Annotated in this window: 2 protein-coding genes; both read left to right on the plus strand. The window is 34.3% G+C overall.

Translation table 11 applies throughout. From position 1 onward, the window contains the following. Positions 1-103 precede the first annotated feature (103 nt). Positions 104-1,033, plus strand: coding sequence for a hypothetical protein (locus WA010_RS04510; RefSeq protein WP_422555956.1), 930 nt, complete (start codon positions 104-106; stop codon positions 1,031-1,033). Positions 1,034-1,353: 320 nt separating this feature from the next. Beyond that, a partial coding sequence (locus WA010_RS04515; RefSeq protein WP_422555957.1) for a tyrosine-type recombinase/integrase occupies positions 1,354-2,445 on the plus strand: 1,092 nt, incomplete at its 3' end.

The following is a 2,445-nucleotide window of genomic DNA, read 5'->3' on the forward strand; positions in this document are numbered from 1 at the left end:
TTAAAATACTCGGTGAAAAATACCGTAACCGTCGAAAACGATTCGGTTTACGCTTTAATTTGATATGTGCTCTGATTAACTCTGATCGAGGATTTGGAGCAAAATGTTAGGTTATGCAAGAAGTCTATTTATAAATATCATTCTTTTGAAAATGCAAATAGGCAATGCATTTTTAGAAAAAATCTTGCCTCATGTAGATAAGTTATATGCTATTTCAAATGCTGTATCCCCATCCTCATCTGTAGATGTTAACCTGAAATTATTTGATATTTTAGGTAGATTAGCATTAGAAGGGTTATGGTTATATTGGTATTATACGCGTCTTGAAGCTATTGATAAAGATCATAAGGTTACTCAAGAAATATTGCAGAAAATGCAGAGATATCGCGTTTCACTTAAACAACTTATCACAAATAACCCAATTTTATTTTCACCATACAAAGATGAACAGGCTATTGATATTAACTTATCTGCATTCTTTTTTGCGCTTGACCTGACAAGTCATGATGATTTACATAGATGGCTACAATTTATGGTAGAACATATTCACTTTTTATTTTACACAGATAGTTGTTATCCATGCAACTTACATACATATCATGAGCTACTTGATCACCCTCGATCGACGGAAGGATACAAAGAAGAAGTCACAAAAGGTAGTATCTTATACCCTATGATTGCGACATATGCGGCACTTTTAGGTTTTGATGATGTTTACGAAGAAATTCAAAAAATAAAATCAAAATTTTTAGAGCATTGTAACTTTCAAATTTGGTATCCTGATGAAACCTCAGAAAGACATTTTTATAAATATAGTGATAATCATGGTGGAACACTATCACATGTTGGGGTTGACCAGCCGCAAGATATTTTTCTTGAAGAGATATTCAAAGAATGTTATGAATCAGAACACTTTAATCAATTAAGTGCCATCCAATATCAGACTTGGCCAATAATTTTAACAGCATGTAGACACTATAGTTTTCCAATACCACTTCATTTTTTAAGTGGATTTAGAGCTGATACTAAATAAAAAAAATTACTTCAATAGGCATAAAAAGAATATTAGGGTAGAAATAGGGTAGAAATGATTAATTTTTTGAATTCTTAAAGCGTCTATGAAAGTGCCTATTTTACGATGTTTTAAAGGGATTTATAAAGAGGGGTGGTACCAGTGGGCGGACTCGAACCGCTAATCTAGCATTTTTCACACCTCTTCAAATCTACAAAAACCTCATCAAATCACCTATTTTAGGGACTTTTAGATTTTTATTCATTTTGCAAATCTAGTCAAAAATTTACGTTTTTTAGCACCTATGGTGTAACATAGGTATAACAAGAAAAGGAATTATCATGGCAAGATTTACTGCTTCCGGCAAATTCACCGGAGTCAAATACGAGACCTTAGATAATAATGATCGGTCATATTATATCGTATACAAAATTGCGAGCAAAAGTAAGACTGTGCATATTGGAAAACGCTCAGAGGGTATAACAGAAGAGTTCTGCCACCAAAAACGCAATGAAGCTATTAACCGTGCTAAGTTCGGAGATGATGCCCCCATTGTTAAGTACAAAAAAAAGAGCATAGCTACGCTCGATGAATTGGCTGATTTGTATTTCGAAGATAAAGCGTTACATAATCGAAATAATGAAAAACGACGCAAGGATTACAATAAACATTTTGCTCCCCTCTTTGGGCAAATCGACATCACTGATATTAGTTCTGAACTGATTGAAAAATGGCAAAGAGACAAATCCAAAGAGATTTGTGAAGCAACCAAACGCGTGTATGCTTCCAAAACAATAAATAATCTCATAAACGATTTATCTGCAATCATAAACCACGCAATTTCCAAAGGGAAATTCAAAGGTGAGAATCCGATTAAGTCTATCAAAAGACAAAAGGTTCAAAACGAACGTCAACGATATTTATCCATCGAAGAGACAAAATTATTGATGCAAGAAATCCGTAAACACAAGGATGGCGAAGTACTTGAACTATTTGTAATTCTCTCCCTCTCAACAGGTGGACGCATTAAAACCATATGCAATATCAAAGTTCAAGACATCGATTTTACGAATGGCATTGTCACCCTACTCGACTTTAAAAATGGAACCCCTTATAAAGGCTTTTTATCCAAAGAAGCAATGAGCCGTTGTAAAGAATGGTCAGCTAAAAATCATTTCAAACGAACTGATTTTTTGATTAGCTATGACGGGAAGAGACTATTTCAAGAAGATACTACAAATGATGAAGTGAAATTCATTTCAAATAGGCTCAAGCCTATTCTCAACCGTTTGTTCAATAAAGGGATAGATGCGAGCAATGCGATTGACAGAGCAGTTATACACACCCTCAGACACACATATGCAAGTCAATTAGCGATAGCGGGAACACCCATTTTTACAATTCAAAAATTGATGAACCACAAGGATATAAGC

It is taken from the genome of Sulfuricurvum sp., from assembly GCF_049305995.1.
GTDB lineage: Bacteria > Campylobacterota > Campylobacteria > Campylobacterales > Sulfurimonadaceae > Sulfuricurvum.